General features: G+C 62.6%; 16 protein-coding genes and 4 pseudogenes. 14 read left to right on the top strand and 6 right to left on the bottom strand.

Going from position 1 to position 21,933, the window contains the following annotated elements; all coding sequences use genetic code 11:
* From GQ56_RS44945 to GQ56_RS0131595, 5 genes and pseudogenes are all read left to right on the top strand, one after another.
* Positions 1-121, top strand: a pseudogene (locus tag GQ56_RS44945) (IS3 family transposase); the annotation flags it as partial.
* Positions 122-146: 25 nt separating this feature from the next.
* The gene (locus tag GQ56_RS44940) at positions 147-428 is read left to right on the top strand and encodes a hypothetical protein (protein WP_152601918.1); all 282 of its coding nucleotides are present in this window, start codon (positions 147-149) and stop codon (positions 426-428) included.
* 381 nt (positions 429-809) lie between these two features.
* Positions 810-2,549, top strand: a complete 1,740-nt coding sequence (locus GQ56_RS0131605) for a ShlB/FhaC/HecB family hemolysin secretion/activation protein (protein WP_031402461.1) — start codon at positions 810-812, stop codon at positions 2,547-2,549.
* A pseudogene (locus GQ56_RS0131600) lies at positions 2,549-3,600 on the top strand (DUF746 domain-containing protein). Before GQ56_RS0131605 ends, GQ56_RS0131600 begins: the two are co-directional and overlap by 1 nt.
* Before the next feature lie 107 nt (positions 3,601-3,707).
* Positions 3,708-4,115 carry a hypothetical protein gene (locus GQ56_RS0131595; RefSeq protein ID WP_081894998.1) on the top strand — a complete coding sequence of 136 codons (408 nt, stop codon included), beginning with the start codon at positions 3,708-3,710 and terminating at the stop codon, positions 4,113-4,115.
* 304 nt (positions 4,116-4,419) lie between these two features.
* Here GQ56_RS0131595 and tnpA read toward each other — a convergent pair.
* A pseudogene (gene tnpA / locus GQ56_RS0131590) lies at positions 4,420-4,739 on the bottom strand (IS66 family insertion sequence element accessory protein TnpA); the annotation flags it as partial.
* 29 nt (positions 4,740-4,768) lie between these two features.
* Complete coding sequence (locus GQ56_RS0131585) at positions 4,769-5,041, bottom strand: hypothetical protein (RefSeq protein ID WP_031402457.1); 273 nt, start codon at positions 5,039-5,041, stop codon at positions 4,769-4,771.
* A gap of 321 nt (positions 5,042-5,362) precedes the next feature.
* On the opposite strand from GQ56_RS0131585, the gene GQ56_RS0131580 reads away from it, so the two are divergent.
* A complete protein-coding gene (locus GQ56_RS0131580) occupies positions 5,363-6,073 on the top strand; it encodes a lytic polysaccharide monooxygenase auxiliary activity family 9 protein (RefSeq protein ID WP_407638614.1) in 711 nt (236 codons plus the stop codon).
* A 98-nt stretch (positions 6,074-6,171) separates the two neighbouring features.
* Here GQ56_RS0131580 and GQ56_RS0131575 read toward each other — a convergent pair whose 3' ends face one another.
* Positions 6,172-7,575, bottom strand: a complete 1,404-nt coding sequence (locus tag GQ56_RS0131575) for a GGDEF domain-containing protein (RefSeq protein WP_031402455.1) — start codon at positions 7,573-7,575, stop codon at positions 6,172-6,174.
* 835 nt (positions 7,576-8,410) lie between these two features.
* On the opposite strand from GQ56_RS0131575, the gene GQ56_RS0131570 reads away from it, so the two are divergent.
* Positions 8,411-9,619, top strand: coding sequence for a chitinase (locus GQ56_RS0131570; protein WP_407638613.1), 1,209 nt, complete (start codon positions 8,411-8,413; stop codon positions 9,617-9,619).
* 638 nt (positions 9,620-10,257) lie between these two features.
* Here GQ56_RS0131570 and GQ56_RS0131565 read toward each other — a convergent pair.
* From GQ56_RS0131565 to GQ56_RS44930, 3 genes and pseudogenes are all read right to left on the bottom strand, one after another.
* Positions 10,258-10,791 carry a hypothetical protein gene (locus tag GQ56_RS0131565; protein WP_152601917.1) on the bottom strand — a complete coding sequence of 178 codons (534 nt, stop codon included), beginning with the start codon at positions 10,789-10,791 and terminating at the stop codon, positions 10,258-10,260.
* Between the two features lie 66 nt (positions 10,792-10,857).
* A pseudogene (locus GQ56_RS47395) lies at positions 10,858-11,082 on the bottom strand (IS6 family transposase); the annotation flags it as partial.
* 306 nt (positions 11,083-11,388) lie between these two features.
* Positions 11,389-11,655 carry a hypothetical protein gene (locus GQ56_RS44930; RefSeq protein ID WP_152601916.1) on the bottom strand — a complete coding sequence of 89 codons (267 nt, stop codon included), beginning with the start codon at positions 11,653-11,655 and terminating at the stop codon, positions 11,389-11,391.
* Here GQ56_RS44930 and GQ56_RS0131555 point away from each other — a divergent pair.
* From GQ56_RS0131555 to qhpG, 7 genes are all read left to right on the top strand, one after another.
* Positions 11,638-12,834 (top strand): FAD-dependent oxidoreductase, encoded by a 1,197-nt coding sequence (locus GQ56_RS0131555; RefSeq protein WP_031402452.1) that lies wholly within the window; start codon positions 11,638-11,640, stop codon positions 12,832-12,834. The two genes, GQ56_RS44930 and GQ56_RS0131555, sit on opposite strands and share 18 nt — an antisense overlap.
* Before the next feature lie 33 nt (positions 12,835-12,867).
* The gene (locus GQ56_RS0131550; RefSeq protein WP_031402451.1) at positions 12,868-14,859 is read left to right on the top strand and encodes a flavin monoamine oxidase family protein; all 1,992 of its coding nucleotides are present in this window, start codon (positions 12,868-12,870) and stop codon (positions 14,857-14,859) included.
* A 216-nt stretch (positions 14,860-15,075) separates the two neighbouring features.
* The gene (locus tag GQ56_RS0131545; protein WP_031402450.1) at positions 15,076-16,590 is read left to right on the top strand and encodes a ferritin-like domain-containing protein; all 1,515 of its coding nucleotides are present in this window, start codon (positions 15,076-15,078) and stop codon (positions 16,588-16,590) included.
* A 9-nt stretch (positions 16,591-16,599) separates the two neighbouring features.
* Positions 16,600-18,036: a hypothetical protein gene (locus GQ56_RS0131540; RefSeq protein WP_031402449.1), complete on the top strand. Its 1,437-nt coding sequence runs from the start codon at positions 16,600-16,602 to the stop codon at positions 18,034-18,036.
* Positions 18,026-18,889, top strand: a complete 864-nt coding sequence (locus GQ56_RS0131535; RefSeq protein WP_034198383.1) for a hypothetical protein — start codon at positions 18,026-18,028, stop codon at positions 18,887-18,889. The genes GQ56_RS0131540 and GQ56_RS0131535 overlap by 11 nt, the downstream gene beginning before the upstream one ends.
* Positions 18,879-20,291, top strand: a complete 1,413-nt coding sequence (locus GQ56_RS0131530) for a radical SAM/SPASM domain-containing protein (protein WP_031402447.1) — start codon at positions 18,879-18,881, stop codon at positions 20,289-20,291. Before GQ56_RS0131535 ends, GQ56_RS0131530 begins: the two co-directional genes overlap by 11 nt.
* Before the next feature lie 14 nt (positions 20,292-20,305).
* On the top strand, positions 20,306-21,826 hold the full coding sequence (gene qhpG / locus GQ56_RS0131525; RefSeq protein WP_235212799.1) for a flavin-dependent monooxygenase QhpG: 1,521 nt from the start codon (positions 20,306-20,308) through the stop codon (positions 21,824-21,826).
* Positions 21,827-21,933 lie beyond the last annotated feature (107 nt).

Here is a 21,933-nt window from a genome sequence, read left to right as displayed (position 1 = left end):
CCGGGATATCAGCCACTACCTGATGCATCGGTACAACTGGATACGGCCGCATCAGTTCAATGACGGACTGGCGCCGGCTGTTGCGGAAGAAAAACTTAACGCAGTGTCCGGGGTTGGTTGACCACTACATTTTGTCCGGGAAGCCCTTGACCACCGCAGAGACTATCGGTGGATTTTATGGCGGAGCACTGGGCGGAGTCTACGGGCAAGCACTAAGTAAGTGGGCGGGCGGCACAAATTCGCTAATGCAGTCGGCGGTTCTTTTCGTGACCAAGACGGGAACGATTGCCGCTGGAAAACAAATTGGCGTTCCGTTGGGTAATGCGACCGGATTGGCCCAACCGGTAGACCCATTTTTCGATCCATCCGCCAACCCTTGGTGGGGGATAAGAAATACTTTGAATCAGCTTAAGGGGCCGAAGAAATGACGATGGAAATTGGTGCGGTAATTATTGCCCTTGCAGTTCTGTTAATTACCTTTCTTCTATTCGGAAGAAATTTGGAGGATTCATTTAGGGCGAAGTTCCTATATTGGCTAAAATCAACGATGGTGATGGCACCGCTTCTATTTGCTTGGTTCGCTTACAACGAACCGGCTGCGCTTAGTGCGAGAGGTGCTTTAGTAAGCTTCGGTCTTGCAGTTGCTTTCACCTTCGGGCGATCGTACCTTCTTGCAATGTTGTAGTGTGGGAAGCTCAACGGCGTTGATGGATGCTGCGTGCGGATCAGTTCAACCTGCAGTCGCATCCCTAAATTCCGATAAGCGCGCGACACATTCGTAGTACGCGATCACTCTTCTAGAAAAACCCATGAAAACTATTTGCCGGGGGAATTCCGCTGCGGCAGCACTGCTGTTTGTCGCGACCAGCGTGTCGGCACAAGAAGCGCCGCGCCTGATCATTCCGGGCAACGACCAGCAAACCCGACAGCAGGAGGAGGCGCGCGAACGCGAACGGGCGATCTCCGCGCCCGGCGTACGTTCGGGCGTGACGGCGAGCGCTGGGTATCCGACGCTGCCGACAGAAGCACCCTGCTTTCGCATCGAGGGTTTCGCGCTCGAAGTGCCCGATGCGCTTCCAGTTTCCGTGAAATCGAGGGGCGCGTCGGCATTGCCGATGGACCGCTTCGCATTCGCGCGTGAATGGCTCGGCCACTACACCGGGCAGTGCGTCGGTAAGCAGGGGCTCGACCTGCTCGTCAAGGGCCTGTCGCAAGCGATCCTGGCGCGCGGATACGTCACGACGCGCGTGCTGCTGCCCGAACAGGATCTGTCGACCGGCACTCTCAAGTTTTCGCTGATCCCCGGCGTAATCCGCCATGTGCGCTTCGCCGACGAAAAGCTCCGCGGCACGTGGAAAACCGCCTTCCCGACGCGCGACGGCGAACTACTGAGGCTGCGCGACCTCGAACAGGGTCTCGAGCAGATGAAGCGCGTGTCGAGCCAGGACGTGTCGATGCAGATCGTGCCGGCCGACGCACCCGGCGAGAGCGACGTCGTGCTCGACGTGAAGCGCGGCAAGCCGTGGACCGTCGTCGCATCGATCGACAACTCCGGCACGCGCGCGACCGGCCGGCTGCAAGGCAACCTCTCGGTCGGCATCGACAGCCCGCTTGGGCTGAACGACGTCTTCAACGTCGGCGTGAGCCAGGATCTCGAGTTCGGCGACAAGCGGCTCGGTTCGCACGGCTGGAACGGCTTCTACTCGATCCCGTGGGGCTACTGGACCGCGACGCTCTCGGCGTACACGAACACGTACTACCAGCAGATCGCCGGCGTGAACCAGACGTTCGTTGCGAGCGGCAATTCGAAGACCGTCGACTTTAAGCTGAACCGCGTGCTGTCGCGCAGCCAGAACGACGTGTTCGGTGCGCAGTTCCGACTGTCGCGCCGCTTCGGGCAAAGCTTCATCGAGGACACGGAGATCTCGCAGCAGCGCCGCAACAACACGTTCGTCGAGTTCGGCCTGACCGATCGCCACTATTTCGGTAACGCGCAATTCGACGGTACGCTCGCGTACCGGCAGGGCATCGGCGCGTTCGGCGCGCCGGACGACATGCTGGCGGCCGAGGGCGGCCCGACCTACCGCTACAAGATGGCTATGCTCGATGCGAACCTGTCGGTGCCGTTCGCGATCGCGCAGCAACCGCTTCGCTACGTCACGACGTTCCACGGCCAGTACACGGGCAACACGCTGTACTACATCGACGATCTGACGATCGGCAGTCGTTACACGGTACGCGGTTTCGACGGCGAAACGATGCTCGCGGCTTCTCGCGGTTTCTACTGGCGCAACGAGCTGCAGGCGCCGATCGGACAGACGGGAATGGCGGTTTACGCGGGGCTCGACTACGGTCGAGTGTGGGGTCCGCAGCCGGTCGCGTTGGTTGGCACGCAACTGGCAGGCGCGGTGATCGGCGTGAAGGGTAGCGTCGCGACGCGTTTCGGCGGGTACGGCTACGATCTGTTCGCCGGCACGCCGGTGTACAAGCTGTCCGGCTTTCCGACGAACCGGGTCACACTCGGGTTCCAGTTAACCGCCCAGTTCTGATGAAGGCCCGATCGAGCAACCCGGTACTTCGCCGATCCGATACCGCCGGCGAGGACAAGGAATTGACGGCGTTTCTGACCGCCCAGCTCGACAGGATCTTGTCCGCGAGTCACGAACCGCGTCGCGCTGCCCGCGCTGTGGCGGCGGCCACATCACCAGCGCGGGATTCCGAACGCGGCCCATCGGTCGACTGCCGATGTTCGAGTGCCAGACTTGCCGGCGCTACTTCAGTCGCACGGCTGACACCCCGCTCGGCGAGAAGCACCTCAAGAAACTCGATCTGTTCGTGTCCCTGCTGTCGCAGCCGATCTCGTGCACGGATGCGGGTGAACGCATGGGCAGCCTGTCGAACGACATCAGCCAACGTGTGCTGGCCTGGCGCGCGTGGCTGTTGGAGTTCGACCCGAGCGGCAAGTGGGAGCGCCGCGTGAGGCTCGGTGGCCGCCCCACCGAACTGGAACCCGCACCGCTGGCCTTCGCCGAAATCGGCGCGCGCGAAGACTTCACCTTGACGGCTCGTCTGACGCAAGAATTCGACGAGCTGAATTCGCTCAGCCATCGACCTCCGCATTGCCCGGACTGCAGCAGTCACAAGACGCGTTTCGATGAGTGCCCGAACGGCGCCTTCCTGCGGTTCAAATGCGCGAATTGCGGGACCAAATTTACCCGACGCCGCGGCACACCGTTCGTCAACACGAAGATGAGCTCGCTCGAGCGCATGCGCCTGTTCATTCGGCACCTGTCGCTGCCGTTGTCGATTATGCAGGTGGCGGACCTTGTCGGCACGAGCCACGGGATGGTCCAGAAATGGTGCGGGATGTTCACCGAATTCGCGGATCGACTTGAGCCGAGCGGCAGCTTGTCCGCACGGATTCAGTTGGATGTCGAACCCACCGAAACGACGCCGTGCCCGTTTTGCGGCCGGGTGGGAAGCGCGCGGCGGACAGAGAGCGAACACTGGTCGTGCGCGGGATGTGGGCGGCTGTTCTCGATGCGGCGCGAGGTGGTCGAGCGAAATGGCCGGTTGCAAATCGTGGCCGATGAAGCGTAACGTATTGGGGCACCTGGCCATGCCGGGCGGACTGAAAGAACGAATCGTCTTGATCAATGAGCAAGCAAGCTATATCCCGGCCCCCGCGGTCACCGCGCACGAAGGAGATGCTGTTGCCGCTGACGACAGCCAAGGTGAGCGCGCTATCGCTGGAAAACCATCTCGCCCTGGCGACGGTTCGCGCCGGGCGTGGTGATTTCGACCAGATTTGTTGCCTGATCCGGGTCGTCTATCTCGCGTACTTCATGCGGGGCGAGACCACGGCGGGCAAAGATGTCGAGCCCTACCGCCGGGCGGAGGGCGCGCTCGACGCGTGTATCAAGCGCATCGAGCAGGATCAGCCGTGCCTGTTGCTCGACCAGGAGCAGACGGTGGTCGAGCACGTACTGGTGCTGGACGATGACCAGTTGGCGGCCGTGCCCAAGTTTCGCTACCTCGAGGCCTGGGAGCAGTTGCAGCGCTTCATCACGAGCGGCAAACATTCACCGATTCCGGCGCCCGCAATCGGCAGCTAGCCCGCGATGCGACGGCAGGGAACAGAGCAGATTTCTGGGGTGGTGGCGAGATAAATTTCTTATCACAACGGCACGATCAAGCCATCAAACTCGCGATTTGGACAACGTCTGGCCGCAAATCTCATCGTCGCGGCAGGGAGGAAAGCGGTTGACAACTACTTTCGCGACGTCCGCCCGGTGACAACTTTAATGCGCAGCGCGTAACCTCATGAATTCCTGACGGTTTCGCCTCTCTCAGGCGACGCCAAGCAGCGAAGTGACATCTTTCCTTCGCAAACGGTGACAACTTTATTTTGGTCTACGTCTCGCTCAAGCCGCCGTGGGTCATATGGCGCACCAAGTCCTGTCGTGACGGTGCGCTCACCACTTTTTTCGCAGCGCCTCGCGCGTCACCTCGTTCTCCAGCCTCGATTCCGCGAGCAGTTTCTTCAGCCGGTTGTTTTCGGCCTCCAGTTCCTTCAGCCGTTTCGCGTCGGACATGCTCATTCCGCCAAACTTGCTACGCCATAGGTAGTAGCTCGCTTCGGAAAAGCCATGCTGACGGCAGAACTCCTTGACCGGCAAGCCGGCCTCCGCCTCGCGCAGGAAACCGATGATCTGCTCTTCCGCGAATCGTTTCTTCATGCCCAATTTCCTGACTACGTGATTGGACTCTAAAGCGTTGTGCTATTCAAGGGCGGGGAGACGTCGCATAGGCCAGGCCTTTGCGTGCGCCACACCTGCCGATTGATGCGGGAAAAGAATTGCTCCTGGAAGTTCGACTCTTCAATGCGTACGTCAAAGTCCAATGGCAGACGCATCTCCATCTGGGCTGCGGATTTGACGAACTGCTGCACCGGCTGATACAGCCGTCGGCAACCAAATGATTGAATAACGAACGGGCCCATGCGATACCCCTCCAAACACGAAATGTCGAGGCCGATCATTCGCGATCGTCAAACAACCCAATCCGTGTTGCATCGCGGCTGACGATCGAAGCATTCGGGAAATGAATGTTTTGATGTCAATAATCAAATAATTATTAATAACGGGAATTTATTTTTCCGATTTTTGCGGATAAGGTTCAATCCGGTGAAAGTGATTTGTCAGGAAGCGTGGCGATTGATCATCGCCTGCCACGGTTTCATTTGACCGCTGCTTTTGCCGATCCGCGTGCGCGACGACGCGTCGACAGGAATCCCTGCCCGGGATCTGGCGACAGGCCCGATCTGCGCATATCCGTTTCGACATCAATGCCATGAGGGCTCATGAACAAGATCATCCGCAGGTACGTTGCTTCCGTCATGCCATGCTCGCTGGCCGGCGTGGCGCTGCTGGTTGCGGCGGCCGGTGCTCACGCGCACGGCCGTCTGACCGAACCGCCTTCGCGCATCGTGCTGTGCACGCAAGGCCAGAATCCGGACTGTCCTGTCGACGCCTGGCACGCGAACGCGATGGAGAACGGCAAGTTCTTCCCCGCGACGCAAAGCGGCCTGTCGGATCCGTTCGCGCCGGCCGACGCGAAGAATGCCGCACCGCCGAAGGACGGCGAAATCGCCGGCGCCAGCACGAATGGCCCGCTGCCCGTGTTGAACGAGCAGTCGCCGGGCCGCTGGCGGAAGATCCCGCTGCGGCCGGGCGCGGTCCAGAATTTCAAATGGGAATTCAGCGCCGTGCACAAGACGCGTCGCTGGAACTACTTCATTACCCGTGCCGACTGGAACCCGTCGGAAAAGCTGACGCGCGCGCAGTTCGAGCCCACGCCGTTCTGTACGATCCAGAATCCCGGCCAGCCGTACTGGGATCCGAACGCGAACCTGGTGCCGCAGCAGCCGACCATTCACTCATGCCGGCTGCCGATGCGTAGCGGCTACCACGTCATCCTGGCGGTCTGGGAAGTCGCGGATACGGCGATGGCGTTCTATCAGGTCGTCGACGCGGTGTTCACCAACGGCGATACGACACGCAGCCCGTTCTGATCCTGCCGCGACATGACGCGCCCGGCGATGCCCGGGGCGTCATGCATTGAAGAACGCCTGCCACGGACGCGATGGACGGCGCCGACACGGCAAGCGGCTTACCAGGCGACCACCTGGTTGCGGCCTTGATGCTTCGCGCGGTACAGGCGTTCGTCCGCCTTGCGCAGGATCGCGTCGATCGTCTCGCCGTCCCGGCCGAATTCGGACGCGCCGACACTCACGGTGACCTGGATAGGTTCGCCGATGCCTGCTTCGAACGGCGCGCCGGCGATCGCCGCGCGGATGCGCTCGCCGATCGACCGGGCGGTGTCCAGCGCGGCTTGCGGCAGCAGCACCATGAATTCCTCGCCGCCCACCCGCGCGACGCCATCGTACGGCCGGATCGCATCGGCGCATTTGTCGACGAAGCGTTGCAACACCTGATCGCCCGCCTGATGCCCGTAACTGTCGTTGATCGCCTTGAAGTGGTCGAGATCGAGCGCGAGCAACGAGAACGGCGCGCCATTGCGCTTTGCCCGGTTGATTTCCGCTTCCACGCTTTCGATGAATTGCCGCCGGTTGGCCGCGCCCGTGAGCGGGTCGGTGGCCGCCAGGTGCTCGAGCTTTTCGTTGGTCTGTTGAAGCGCCTGCAGCGCGCGCTCCGTCCTGGCCATCGCGTCCCTCAACCGGGCGAACAGTTCTGCCTGGCTGTAGATCTTCGAAAACGAACGGGTCGTTTGAAAGGCCTGCACCACGCCGAAACTGAGCAGGAAGAAGCCGGCCGCGAAAATTGCATGCGCGAGCCACCACATGTGATTCCACGGCCGCCCGAGGATGAAGGCGAGCGAGGAGAGCGCGAACGACGTGACCGAAATGCCGTAGATCGTCATCAGCGGCGAGCGGATGCGGCGGATGAGCAGCGCAACGACGTTCACGACCGAGAGCAGCAGTGCGCCGCCTTCCATCGACAGGCGTACCCACAGGTTGCCGGCCACCGGCGAGAAGGCGATCACGGCGACCGCGACGTCGACGAGTCCGAACACGGCGAGCCAGGGTAACCAGGTGCGGGGATCGGCGCGGGCGGTTGCGCTGTCGGCCTTGTGACTATAGGCGAGCTGCCCGACCAGGATCAGGATCGACATGGTCAGGCGCGATGCCGGCCCGTACAGCAGGAACAGCCAGATATTGTGATGCGCCATGCCGGTGAACAAGCCATGCAACGCATAGACGAGGGAAAAGCCCAGAAAGCCCAGCGTAAGCCAGCGAAGCAACGGCTCACCCGACAGGCGATAGCAGCGCCAGCAGACATACGTGACGAACACGCCTTCGAGCGTGGCGGCCGCGATCGCCAGTTCGTGAAAGGCGTGATTCTCGAATTTCAGCGACGGGTCCTGGAAGAAGTACAGGTAGGCGATCAGATAGGCAGGCACCAGTGCGAAGCCAACCAGCAGGAGCCTCGCGTACACCCGGGTGACCAGTTGGGCGGTGCGGGTCGACGCCTGGGTGGCGAGATCGACAGTCATGTTCGGCCTCCGGGTTCGGTGGATGCATCAAGGACGGCAACGTGACGTCATCGCGGGTCGGTCGCCAATACGATGAAGCCCGATCGCATTGCCTGAATTTCGTTGATTTGAACAATCACGCCAATGGCTGCGAGATATCCGGTTGAATTGTCGAATGGCGACAATTGCAATATGCCAATGTGATCCCGTGAATATTTTCGGATTTCGATATTGATTGAAATAACCGATTCCAGGGTTGATGCCTGATGATTATGTAGTATAACAAATCGAAGTGCGGGCGTCGGACTGAAGGATCACTACATCGGCTGTCGAAATATCGGTATCCGCCGCCGCATGGCAGGCCCGCTATCCCGGGCCTGCGTGACGACTTCATGATAGCGCGCTGTGGCGCGTCGTGACGAACATCCGGTCTTGCGCGAAAGTGGGGCGCGACATGCTTCACCGGCATTGAGCGAAGTCGTCGTGTTGTCCGTCGTAGATATAAAAGCAGAATCAATATCGAAATTTGTCGTCAAGTGACGATTTGTAAGGTTGGGTTCTTTTGAATTCGACCCGGGCGGAGCTTTGTCAATCGAAAGGAGAAACCATGAACCAGATCTGACTGACGGAGAGACGGCGGCAATCCGTCGATTGACGCGCAGCGCTAGGTCAACGGTGCGCTGATACCCGCCGGTGCGGCCACCTTCCTCGATATGGCGAGTGGTACCGCAGGCGGCTACCCGGCAGTGAAAGGCCATGACCGTGTTAGCGGGTGGGGGCGCCCCAAGGCGGATCCGATCACGATTTTTGTTTTGTAGTCCATATCAATGATGCGGCCGCTTGCCGTCCGTGTGACGTGGCGGGTTTCCGTTGCGCCCATGCGGGCGGAGCGCGTCTTCCTGAAATATTTCCCGGCATGCATGGTGTGAAACACCGGTGCCGGTCATGCGTAAAACGCGATGAGGGCATGAAAATGAAGAGCAACCAATCCGGAATCATGAAGCGATCGACCTTGAAGGGCGCGCTGGCGCTTCTGTTGGCATGGTCGTCTTGCGGCACTGGCGCTGCCGCGGCAGCCGGGACGGCTACCGGCACGGCGCCGGCATTCGTTTATAGCCCGTACAAGGATGCGACGATTTCGATGAACTGGAACACGAACGTCATCTCGACGAACGTCACCGGTCAATTGAGCCCGGTGCTGTCGGTGCTGCCGGCCGGTGTCCGTACGATGACGCTCGCGTTCGCGACCGGCGAATGCGGCAGCGAGAACTGGGCGGGCGTGGACGGCGGCGCGATGGCGGCCGCCAACGTGCCGCTTTTCACCGCGGCCAATGTGAATTACGTGATTTCCACCGGCGGCGCGGCCGGCATGTTCACGTGCGGGTCGGATGCGGGCATGGCGGCTTTCATCAATCGTTATGCATCGAACAACCTCATCGGGATCGATTTCGACATCGAGGGCGGGCAGACACAACAGGTGATCAACGATCTCGTCCAGCGCGTGGCAGTCGCCCAGCAGAATTATCCCGGCCTGCGCTTCAGCTTCACGCTCGCGACACTGGCCCCTTCCCAGCAGGGCGCGACCACGGCCAGTTCCTGGGGCGCCAGCGCCCCCGACAGCTTCAACGTGTATGGCGACTGGGTCATGCAGGCGATCCAGGCCTACGGCCTGAAGAACTACACGATCGACCTGATGACGATGGACTACGGGTCGGCGGGGGCGGGGAACTGCGTGGTCGCGAACGGCACCTGCCAGATGGGACAGTCGGCGATCCAGGCGGCGATGAACCTGCACGATCACTGGGGCGTACCGTACAGCCAGATCGAGCTGACGCCGATGATCGGCGGCAACGATGTGAGCGGCGAGACCTTTACGCCGGCGGATGCGGACACCGTTGCGCAGTTCGTGAAACAGAATGGTCTCGTGGGTGTCCACTTCTGGTCGTTCGACCGTGACGTCGATTGTCCGCCCGGCGCCGCATCGTCGACGTGCAACTCCATCGGCGGGGTCGGTACGCTCGGTTATACGAACCGGTTTGCCAACGATCTGGCGCCCGGCAATTGAACGAAGAGGGGCCCGGGAGGGGACCATGCGGGCCGTCTGTATCATGGTGACGACGTTTCCCATGGTCTCCGGCTTCCACGACCGGCAACCGGAGGAATTGCCGTGGTCGGGGGCCGGGCCGCCGGCACGCGCCGGGTGCGTTCGTCGGGGCGGAGGGTCGGCGTCCGCCCCGGGACGGCGCGCCACGCTCGTCGAAGATGTGAAGCGTCATGAGCTTGTTTCTCGACGCGGCAAGTCAGGCCATCGGCGCAACGCCGCCGATGGCACGATGAGCCCGGCCGTCGATTTCTTGCCGCTGGACACGATCGCGAGGGCACTGTCAGGTTGTTCAGTGGCCGGACAAGCATGGACGACTGAGGCGGGTGCCGATCGGCGTACACCGGCGTTACCCATTGCAAAATCCTCCATTGCTGGAGTTTTACACACTCTCAGTAACGGATACGTTTTCGAGGGCAAGGTCACTATATAAGCACTCCTGGACATATCGAGAAACACTCATCCTTTCGTCCTTGTCGCGACAAAACCACCGAAGCGGCCGCGGCGCTGCTGTGCGAGCGCCTGGCGAATCATTGATCCGGCCGCAAAGTGGTCGTTCGATATCAACTACCGCTACGCCACTAGCAGACTTTGTGACCTGATCAACGGCGCTCGACCTCAAACTGGAGAAGCGCTTCGGCGAAGTGAGAGGTAGGGCGATGGCCACAACCTACTTCGGTGTGCCATATACGGGCGTTAGGAGCCAGTTCATGGATGCGAGCGAACATTTCGAGAAGAGCGGTGATGGCGTGCGCGTTCCATTCGGGTCCTTTTCGGTAGTCGAACGACATACACTCACGACCTTCCACGCAGATGGTCAGGTAAGGCAATTCGATACCGTCGATTGAAAGGCCAACAAGGCCATGTCGGAACGACTCGATTTCACCCGCAACATACGCCCGCGCAGGTTCATGAATGGCGCCGATCGGGAGATCCTTTTGCGCGGTGATATGCCAGGCGGTCGCATTTTCAGATGCCTTGCACTGCGACATTACCCAGTCGTAAACCGTGACCACTTGATCAGAGGTCAGATCATCGACGAAAAAATCTGGCAAAAATCCATCATCGTTTTCAAAGAGATCGAAAATCTTTCGCCAGGGAGGCGTTTCTGATTGTGCAACTGGATCTATTGGCATTGACGGTACTGTCAGGTTGTTCGGTGGCCGGACAAGCAAGGACGACTGAAGCGGGTGCCGATCAGCTCACGCCGGCATCCGGGTGCATGAAGCCCTTTCCCAGGACGCGAAGGCTTGGGCGTGCGCCTCGCGTTTGCATTGCGCGCCGCGATTATAGCGGCACCCCATGAACAGATTCGAAACCTGTCCGTGGACCGAGGCAAATCGTTGCAGCTGGCGCGCCGATTTGAATCGCCGTATCACCTTCTCCCGTAACCGAGTCGGCTGATGCGAGATTTTTGCGTTTGCAAGGGAAGGCTGCTTTGCGAATTCAGCGCTGGTGAAGTGCTAGCGCTCTGCATGCGAGTCAAGGATCGTGGCGCGTCGGCTACTGCAGTGCAGATTGTGCGCAAGAGCGAATGGATCGAGGCTACCCGGGATGAAATCGCTTTGGAAGCTGCGCGACCGGCCTGATCGAATCCGGGCTCGATGTCTACGGCCCGGGCGATTGCGGCCACCCTTATCGATCCGCTCCGCGAGGTCATGTACCGCCTCTACCTCGGCAAAAAGAACATTTGAGTAAACCCTGATTCATCGCGACGAACCTGGATTGAAATCTCAACCTCCTGTCAGGATTGCCAGCTTGCTCATATATGGTCGCTCGGCATGTAATTTGGCCACGGCAACTGGCCAAGCGTGATACGGATGACGATGCATCGCCAGGCTTGAAATTGGCGTAATCAATCCCGCTTTTGAAAGCATTTTTAAAGCCGGGATTGGCGACTCGACCATTGCTGCATTAATCAGGACCGTGATTTCGCGGATCGCTGAAAAATAGATGTGCTTCCGGATTCCGTGGAGCCCCACATGCACGATACAACGCATCGCTATGACGTCGTCGTTGTCGGTGGAGGGCCCATGGGCCTGTCGACCGCCTACCATCTCGGCAAGCGCAAGGCCAGGACGCTGGTGCTCGAGCAGTTCACCTTCGTGAACCAGCTTGGCAGCTCGGCCGGCGTGTCGCGCCAGTTCCGCATTCCCTATCCCGACGCCTACATGGTCAAGCTGGTCAAGCAGTCGATCCCCTATTGGGACGAGTTGCAAGGCTTGACGCCGCAGCCGCTCATGGACACGGTCGGCACCTTGTGGTTCGGCGATCCGTCGGTCAAGTCGACAGAGGGCAATATCCCCGCCGCCGAGCAAGCGCTGAAGGCCGAAGGGGTTGCCTATGAAACGCTGGACGCGCGCGAATTGGAGCGGCGTTTTCACTTTCGCAATCTGCCGTCGACGTATACGGGACTATTTCAGGCCCAGGGCGCCAGCATCGATCTCGCGGCCACGCAGCGGACGCTGCTCGACTGGAATCGGCGCTCCCCCTTCGTGCAGCTGTTGCAGGAAGCACCGGTCATCGGCATCGAGCGTCGGCAGGGCGTCTTCGAGGTGAGGACTCCGCTTGGGACCTTCAGTGCCGAAAAGCTGGTGTTGACGCCGGGCCCCTATGCCGACGACGTGTTCAAGCTGCTGGGGTTCCGTATCGCGGCGACCTACTGGAACATGGCCTCGGCCTATTACCGCAAGACCCGGCCGGATATCCAGTACCCCACCTGGTTCGTTTTCCAGAACCCGGAGGGCGACAACGGCAATCAGTTCTACGGCTTCCCGGAGGTGACCTGGAATTACCCGGGCTATATCCGTGTCGCGTCCGATTTCGTCCTCGCGCCGCTGACGTCGCCCGATCAGCGCACGCCCATTCCGAATCCCCAGGAGCTCGCGTTCACGGCCGAGTGGGTCGGCGAGCATATGGAGGGTCTCGAACCGGTTCCGCGCTTCACGTCCACCTGCCTCGTTGCCCTCAGCAAGATCGCGAACAAGGAATTGCTGATCGACTTCGCGCCCGACTATGTGCCGAACCACCGCGACATCGTCATCTATGCAACCGGCTGGGCCGGAAAGTTCGTTCCGCTGCTCGGCGAAATTCTTTGCCAGTTGACCCTCGACGGTCATACCCCATTCGACATCTCGCACTTCTCCACCGGTAGCCGCTATTTCAACAAGCTGGCCTGAGCACGGGCCGGGCATCTACGGGAGCAGGACACCATGGCAAGCAAGACCTATTCGATCTTCGGATGCGGTGCCGCCGGTCTGTACACGGCCTGGCGACTGTTGAACGGCCAGACGCGAGCGGGGGGCGATCCGCATCGGCAGTTGCAGCAGGGTGACGTCCTGGAACTCTTCGACTGGGGCAAGTACGATTTCTCGAAGGAATTTCAGGGCACCCGTGCGCCCGGCGCCCGGGTCTGCACCTGGCACTACCAGAACAATCCCGACCATTCGTACCTCGAGCTGGGCGGCATGCGCTATTCGCAATGGAACGGCAAGAACGACGGTAAAGCGCCGGGCCACCGGCTGGTCACGACGGTGATCGCCAAGCTCGGGCTCGACCGCTATGCGGTGCCTTTCAACGAATCGAGCGATCCCCTTTACTACCTGCGCGCCAGGAATCTCTATCAAAGCGATATTTCCTCGCGCACGCCGGCGCCGTACGCGGCCAACAACTTTGGCGCCGCGACCACGCCCGATCAGGGCTTCGCCGTCGTCGAAGCGTTGTCGGTGACGAGCACCACTGGTCCGAGCACGCGCAAGCAGTGGGACGAGTTCTATCAGCATGGCCGCATCACGGCCGAACTGCCGTCGAGCTCCATCTTCCAGAAAGGCGATTTGCTCAAGGACATCGGCTACTGGAACCTGATGTACGACCAGCTCGGCTCGGAAGGCTATCAGTACGCCGCGGACGGCAACGGATACTCGTCCAACGTGATCAACTGGAATGCCGCGGTCGCCTTCGAGTCGAACAACGAATTCACGCCGGGCAATCAGTACATGACGCTGACGACCGGCTACTCGGGCATGTTCCACGCATTGTTCGCGGCCATCGAGCAGTTGGCGAAGCAGCGCGGCGTCACGCTTCAGTATTACCCGAACCAGCGGCTGCGCTCGATCCACGTCGAGAACGGCGTCGTCCATTACACGATCGCGACGCGGGACGATCCTTACCGAGAGGCGGCCCGTCGGACCACGGCGGCCGCCTGGCTGGCCATGCCGCGCGCGGCACTCGAACAGGTCGCGCAGGGCTCCCGCTATGACGACCGGGGCGGACTGGACGTCCTGAACGACCGGAAGGTCAGGCTCTATCTCGAGTCGTCCATCATGCAACCGTCCTACAAGGTCGGCATGTTCTTCGAGAATGAATGGTGGTCGGACCCGGCTACGCCCTATCCGCCGAAGATCGATGGCTATGAAGTAACGGATGCCGTGATCGCGTCGCTCAAGGAGCAGGATTTCCCGCCGGTGTTCGTGCAGGCGATGTCCGGTTCGGACGCGATCCTGAATGTCCAGTTCGCGAGCGCCGACGCGCTGGTCAAGGCTGTGGAACAAGCTGCCGACGAGCGGATGACCGTCAAACAGGAAACGCTGCTGCTCGCCGTCGCCAAGCGCAACACCATGGGGCCGAGCGTGACCGACACGCCGATCCGCATGGTGGTCTACTTCGGCAACAACGCCGCCGACAAGAATGCAAAGCCGGTGTACGGCCTGCTGGCTTCCTACGACGACGAAGCCTTCACTACGTTCTGGCGCGAGCTGGAGCTCGGGCCGAAGGAAGAGCGGCATGTGCCGATCGCCGACGATATCCAGCCCCTGATCGGGCCGCGCAAGGTGCCCGGCAGAATGGTCAAGATGCTGCGCAAGCAGCTGGCGGAATTGCACTTCGGGCCGAACTCGGACTTTGCGGACGTGCCCGAGCCGCTCGAGGCGGCCTATGTCGACTGGTCGCTGCCGCCGTTCCGCGCTGGCTACCATGCGTGGGCTGCGCACTACGACATTGCCGACGTCCAGCAAAAAATACGCAAGCCGTCGCAGCTGATCGACGGCAAGGATGCCCCCGTCTTTATCGTCGGGGAATGCTACTCGAACGATCAGGCCTGGGTGGAAGGCGCCTATTGCACGGCGGAATCGGTGCTCAACGACTTCTTCGACATCGAGCCGTTGATCGACGATTCTGAATACCCGTTCATCTGCCAGCCAACCTGATGGTTCGGCGCATGCGGTCGCAGTCAAACGCGCCGCGGATCGCTGCGGAGTGCCGGAGCCGGGAAGGACGAGCGGGAGGGGCGGTGACGCGCCCGCTCGAACGACCGCGCGGCCAGTCGAAAGACGTTGGGCGCGCGTCGATACCGGAGTACCGGCCATTCCCTGTAGTGCTGCACGACCCTCTTTTTCAGACGCAGGTAATAATAAGGAGCGGCAATGCAATCTCTCAGATTGTGGCGGCATCTCGCGCCCGGCGGTTCATCCCAGGAGCGGCTTGCGCTTGGCGAGCCGGTCGACGAAGACTTCATCAAGCATGAGCTCTCGACGCGTGACTACGTCACCTATCTGCTGTCCATCGACGCGGAAATCGAGCATTGCCTGATGGTGCAGTACCTGTACGCGGGCTATTCGCTGGGCGGGCCGCAGGTGCCGGAGGCGTTTCGCGACACGGTCCGCAACTGGCAGGAAACCATCCTCGGCATTGCCAAGGAGGAGATGGGCCACCTGATCACGGTGCAGAACGTGCTGCGTCTGATCGGCTCGCCCTTGCATTTCGAGCGTGACGATTACCCGTGGGATACGCCGTTCTATCCGTTCCCTTTCATGCTCGAACCGCTGACGCTGGATTCGCTCGCGAAATACGTCTATACGGAGGCGCCGCTCGATTGGGACGGCGGCGAGCTGGGCGAGGATATCCGCCGACGCGTCGGAAATCAGGTGTCCAGGCCTCATAAGGTCGCCGAGCTGTTTCATACGCTGATTCCGCTCGTCAGGGACCATCTGCCGGACGATGTCTTCCAGGCCGACACCTACCGCTGCCAGGCGGATTTCGCCGAATGGGGACGCGGGTACAAGGGCGGCCACCGGGGCAGCGGCGGCGGTCGCTCGCTAGGCGGCACGCCGGACGTGCTCGTGATGCCCGCCACCTCGCGCGACGACGCGGTGAACGCGCTGGAAAAAATCTCCGAGCAAGGGGAGGCGCCCCACGGCAAGGAGCCCTCGCATTTCGCGCGCTTTTTGCGGATCTATGTCGAGATGCTTGCCGTCCTCGAAGGCGAGCTGTGCGGCGCCGACATCTGGCTTGCCGCACGCCCCGACGGTTTTCTCGAAGAAGTCTGGACGGAAGCCTATCCGGCAGCGGCGGCCGAGCTGCACGCGGCGAAGGTGGACGACACCTGGCGGCCCTCGCGGCCCGTTGCGGTCAATCCCTACGTGGCGCTCGATCCCGAGCTCGTGCGGGCACTGAACGGCGCACCCGCGACGCCCATCACCGAGACGGTGACAAAGCGGTGGGCGTCGCTGTTCAACCTGCGCTACCGCATGCTGCTGCAGTATCTGATCCACAGCTTCACGCTCTACGGCGGGCTCAATGCGGCCGGGCAGTTCACGCCGCGCGGCACGATCGTCAATGCGGCGTTCGGCGAGATGTACAACCTGCGTGCGCTCTCGGAGATCCTGATGCAGTCGCGCGTGTCGACTGCGGCGGACGCGCCGCTCGCGGGGCCGCCGTTCCAGATGCCCTATACGCTCGACAGTCCGTTCGGCGAGGCAAACCGCTGGCGCGGGCACCTCGATCTGCTCGCGGCCTCGGAGAACCTCGTGGTGGATTTGCTGGCCAGGACCGATGCCGCGCGCCATCCGTATTTGCTCAGTCTGCGCGAAGCCGACAAGAGCCTGGCGGCTGTCGCCCGGCGCATCCTGTCCGGCGGCGTCGACCCGGCGTTACTCTAGGAGCCGCACATGCCGATACTGGAACTCCGGATTCTGCCGCCCGTCGCGGTCGGCAGGCTGGGCGCCGCGGCCACGCCGCTGGAAGCGTTCGACCTCGTCGTCGATCCCGACAAACCGCTCGACTTTCGACGCATCGTGCCGCAGACCACGCTGGAGGTGGATCCCGAAAGCGGCGAGATCGTGAAGGCCTATGTGCCCGACACGATTCGCTTCAAGGACGAGAACAGGAAAGTGCGGCCTGTCGCGCCGTTTCTCGAAGTGTTTGCGCGCACGAGCGAGGCGCCCCATACGCTGCAGCCGCTCACGCTGCAATTGCTCGCGAAGGAACAACTCGATCTCGACGCCCTGCACTGGGATATCCATCTGGGCAACATCAAGATCTACCGCCGCACCAACGATGCGAACGACAAGATCTACGCGAACCTGACCGGCCTCAAGGATCACAAGCGGCACGCGATGCAAGGCCATTGCGAGCACTTTCGCGAGGGACGGCATCTTCCGCTCGGCCAGGTCCAGTTCGTCAAGCCGACGGCGCAGTTCCCCGAGATCCGCCTGCGCTACACCCCTGCCGCGGGCATCGTGTACGGCACGCGGCTGGTGCGCCGCACCTCGGACAAGGAACGCGAAGACGAACTGAAGCCCGATCCCGTCATCGATCGCGACGATCTGCTGCTCTACGCGGAGAAGCCCGGCAAGTGGCTCGGCTTCAGGGAGGCGGACGGCCCCACGAAGGAGCATCCCGCGCCGACCAACCCCGCGCAGATTTTTGCCGGATACGCCGACAAGGACGGCAATCAGGTCAGCTGGGGCTATCTCGACGACGAATGCGACGGCCACGTGCAGGTCGTGCTGACGAGGAAGGACGGCTCCACGCTGCGCGCGCACGGCTATATCGGCGCCGGGCCGCCGGCCTATGCGCCCGACACCATGCCGGTGCGCGTGGTGTCCGACGAGATGGAGCAGATCCTCCACGGCATCCGCGTCCCGGAAGAGGGCGTATCGATCGACGAAGCCACGGAGATCGTCCTGCGCGCGCTCGAAACGATCCGCCTCATGAACACCGCCGTCATGAACGGCAACCCGGTCAACGGCAGGCTCAACGTCGCGAGCACGATGGTGCGGCAGAACACGGCCGACTTCGAGCGCTATTACGAGCCGATCGCCGCCGAATCGATCGTCGACAATCTCGCGCTGCGTGCGCTGCACGAGCGCGTGTTCAGCACGCTGGCGGCGGGTGGCGCGCCGTGGTTCGCCAAGCTGATGCGCCAGCCCGAGGACATCGGCGACCTGACCGCCGAGGGCTTGCGCAAGATGCCGGCCCTGATGCGCGGGGCGGATGGCCGCAGCCTGACGCTCACGCGCCGCCACATCAACCTGGTGATCAAGGCGGCGCGAGACGCGATGTTCGGACAACCTGATCCGAAGGGAGACAAGCATGTCGGCTAACGATCCGAACGTTCCGAAAGACCGCGAGCAACCCGGCAACGGCGAGATCCGCGCGTCCAACCTGACCGCGCAGATTCACCATCGCGGCGTGGGCAACCCGGTCTCGGTGCTGCCGCGCACGGCGATTTCGAATTGCTTCCCGGGCCTTGAGTTCGATTTCCGCAATTTCTGGCGGCGCGCATTCGTCGGCATCACCCTCGTCGAGAACAACAACTACGTCATCGATGCGGAGCCGGGCTACGAGCATCTCAAGTCGCGCCGCCTGCTGAGCTTCGACGGCCACAAGGTCGGCACGATGGTCCTCACGAAAGGGCCGGTGCTGCCAGGCGGGGATCCTGTCACGCTGGCGAGCGTGCCCAACCCCAATGCGGTGTCGTTCATGGAGTGGTCGAACTCCATCGCCCGCATCGTGCATTTGCAGGGCAAGCCGGTCGAATGTGAATTCACGGCTCACGAGAACGCGCTGGAAGAGGTGTACTACGACCACGGCAAAACCGAGACGCTGAAGGTGACGCTCACGCTGCGGCGCTTTTTCGAGGGCGACACCGCCAGCTTCAACCTCGAGATGCTGAAGCCGGGCGAGCTGACGCAAGGCCTCTGCGCGCCCTGGCAGAACGACTATCGCGAATGCGCGTGCTACTACTGGGCCGCGTCGCGACCCGACTTCGTCAATGTCGAGCCGGGCGACGACGGGCTGGCGCGCGGCGACATGTGGTTCTCCAAGCGCCGCACGGGCACCTACGTGCCGGACAATCGCGTCGACACACGGTTGTGGTCATACGACGATCTGTTCCGGTCCTGGCAGGAGGATCTGCAGTTCGTGATCCGCGGCAAGGATGCCGATGAAACCTGACCGCGCTGTCGAGCCGCTCGCGCCGCTGGCCTCGGCGATGGCGGCGCACATCGTCGAGGCGTCGCGCCCGCGGCATCCCGGAATCCACATGGTCGAGGATGCGGAGGGCGCGCAACTGTTGCTCGTGAACGGAAGCCGCCTGTTTCATGTGCCGCACGATCTGCATGACGCGTTTCAGGCGGCGCTCGAGGACGGGGATGCGCAGGCCGTCGACTCGCTGGTCGCGAGCCGCGGGCTCGACATGCGCCCGGCGATCGGCGACGAGCCTTTGACCGAGATGCCGGTGCACGCGCTGTCGCTTGCCGTCGCGCAGAAATGCAATCTCGGCTGCACTTATTGCTACGCGCAGCAAGGGGAATTTGGCGGCAAGGCGAAGAACATGCCGCTCGAAACCGCGCTGGCGGCAGTCGACCTGCTGATCGAGCAGGCGAGCGAGGGCGGCAAGATCAATCTTGCGTTCATGGGCGGTGAGCCGCTCGCCAATCGCGCGGTGCTGCGCGCGGCGACCGTCCACGCGCGGGAGCGCGCCGATGCCCGCGGAATCCGATGCCAGTTTTCCGTGACGACGAACGGTAGCCTGCTGCAGGAAGACGACGGCGCGTTCTTCGAAGAGCACGGCTTCGCGGTCACCGTCAGCCTCGACGGCCCCGCGCCCGTGCATGACCGCTTGCGTCCGTTCAAGGGCGGCATGGGTTCGTTCGATCACATCGTCGAGCGGGTCACGCCGTTGCTTGCGCGCCAGCGGCGCATGCAGGTCTCGGCGCGCGTGACCGTCACGCCGTTCAATCTCGATTTGCCGAGTACGCTCGATACTTTCGTCGACATGGGGTTCCACAGCGTCGGCTTCTCGCCGCTGCTGCGCGCGTCGAACGGCCGCGCGGAAATGGGCCCGGCCGATATGGCAGACATGCTGCAAGGGATGATCGCCTGCGGGCTCGCGTTCGAGCAAAAGGTCATGCGCGGGGAGCGCTACCCGTTCTCGAACATGCAGAACGCGCTGCGCGAAATCCAGCGCGGCACGCATCGGCCGTATCCGTGCGGCGCCGGGGCGGGGTACTTCGGCGTCTCCGCCGATGGCGAGCTGGCGGCGTGTCACCGCTTCGTCGGCGACGAGGCCGGCGTCATGGGGCATCTCTCCACGGGCGTCGATCAGGCGCGCCAGACGATCTGGCTCGCCGAGCGTCACGTGCACCAGCAACAGCCCTGCAATGGATGTTGGGCGCGCTATCTTTGCGGCGGCGGATGCCATCACGAGGTCCTCGAGCGCGGACGCAGCGCCTGCGATTACATCCGCGGCTGGCTGCACTATGCAATCGGCGCGCACGGCAGGCTCGCGCGCCATGCGCCGGCCTGGTATGCCGGTTCGCCCGGCGCGTCGTCCAGCGGTGCGGGAACGGCGTGAATCGCGCGTTCGACATGCTCGTGACCGGCGCCGGTCCCGCCGGCCTGTGCGCGGCGCTTCGCCTGAACCATCTCGGGCATCGCGTGCTGCTCGTCGAGCGAAGCCCGCTATGGCCTCGTCCGCAGATCGGGGAAGCGCTGACGCCGGGTGTCAGAAACATCATCGGCTACCTCGACGCGGACGAGGCGCTCGAATCCGTTCCCATCCTCGCAGGCAAGCCCACGCGCGTACGCTGGACGAGCGAATCGATCGAGACGGTGGCGCACGACGGCGCCGTCGTGGAGCGCGCCGCATTCGACGCGGCGCTGCTGCGCCTGGCCGTGGCGCGCGGCGTGGAAGTGCTGCGGCCGGCGAACCTCGTGCAAGTCGACGGAGCGCCCGGCGCCTGGCGCGTGCAAATCGCTACGCCCGACGGGCTGCGGAACGTCGACGCGCACGTGCTGCTCGATGCCCGGGGCCGGCAGAGCCGGCGCGAGCCGCAGCGCTTGCACGCGCGTCGGCTGTCCACGGTATGGGCCGAAGCCGCGATGGAAACACCGGCTGCGCATGCCGATGCCGCCACGCGCGTGGATGCGCTCGATGACGGATGGATGTGGGGCGCTGCGCTGCCGGGCGGCCGTTACCGCGTCATGTTCACGTTCGATCCCGCCGCGCGGGACGACGCGCTCGAACGCGAGCCGGAGTCCGTTTTGCGCAACGCCTGCACGCAAAGCGCGTTGTTCAAGGACATGGCAGGTTTGCCCTGGTGCGATCCGCCGCGCATGTGCGTATCGACGCCCTACGTCGATGCGCTGTCCTGGCAGGACGGACGCATCAGGCTCGGCGACGCGGCCTTCGCGCTCGACCCGATCTCGTCCTCGGGTGTCGAGAAGGCGATGCGCTTCTCGCTCCAGGCCGCCATCGCGATCAACACGTGGTGCCGGGCAAGCGATGCGTCGGAGCGTGAACTGGCGCAGCGCTTTTACGAATCGCGCCTGATCGAAAGCGCGGCGCGTCACCTCGCATGGACCGCCGGGTACTACCGTCAGGCGTGGTGCGCCGAATCGCCTTTCTGGCGCCTGCGCTCGACGCCCGCGTTGACGTCCGATACGGTTGCGACGTCCTCGCTCGGCGACGAAACCGCGGCGCGCCTGGAACTCATGACGCAGGCGCTGCAAGACGAATGGGCGCGCGTGCCGTCGGACCAGCCCCAGTCCAGCGAACCCGCGCCTCCGTTTCCCTTGGACAGTCCGATCCGCTTCGCCCGCAATACCGGCATTGTCGTGGTGCCTTGCGCGACCGGCGACCGCGTCACCGCGCATCCCGCCTTGCAGCATCCGAGTCTTGACCGACCCGTCGCGTTCTGGAACGGCGTGGCGCTGCTTCCGCTCCTCGACATGCTGACGCGGGCAACGCATCCGCTCGAATTGATCGCGGTTCTCGGCAGATCGATGGAAGCGGCCAGGGCGCAACAGCTGCTCGAGTGGCTGTGGAGCAAGCAAATGGTCGAGGCCGTTGTCTTCGGCGCGGGAGGAGGCGATCTCGCGCATGCGTGAGCGCAGCTCTGGGCGAGCGTCCTTGACGCTTCCGTAGTACTGAACGCTGCGCGGTTGCTGCACGAGACGACAGGCCCGCCTCATCGTCAATCCGTAGTGGCTCACCA

The organism is Burkholderia paludis (assembly GCF_000732615.1).
GTDB classification, from domain to species: domain Bacteria; phylum Pseudomonadota; class Gammaproteobacteria; order Burkholderiales; family Burkholderiaceae; genus Burkholderia; species Burkholderia paludis.
This window is presented reverse-complemented; position numbering and strand designations above follow the sequence as displayed.